The 317-nt window shown below is 60.9% G+C and carries 1 pseudogene; it reads left to right on the forward strand.

What is annotated here, in order from left to right:
• A pseudogene (locus MUB46_RS24235) lies at positions 1-317 on the forward strand (hypothetical protein); the annotation flags it as partial.

Genomic DNA, 317 nt, shown 5'->3' on the forward strand with positions numbered 1-317 from the left:
TCCACGGCGATCCTGGACGCGGTTCGCGAGGTCAAACCGCCGTTCTCGCCTGAGGCCGTGGTTGATGAATTCGCCGGGCTTATGAGGCGCTACCGTATTTCGTCGGTCCAGGGCGACCGCTACGGCGGCGAATGGGTCCAGGAACAGTTTCGCAAGGCTGGCATCTACTACGAACCGTCGGAGAAGCCGAAGAACGGCATCTATCTCGACCTGCTTCCGCTACTGAACTCCGGCGCCGTCGACCTGCTCGATAACGACACGCTGAAACATCAACTCGCGAGCCTTGAACGCACCGTCATCAAGGGCAGCGGTGCGGA

The organism is Microbaculum marinisediminis (genome assembly GCF_025397915.1).
GTDB classification, from domain to species: domain Bacteria; phylum Pseudomonadota; class Alphaproteobacteria; order Rhizobiales; family Tepidamorphaceae; genus Microbaculum; species Microbaculum marinisediminis.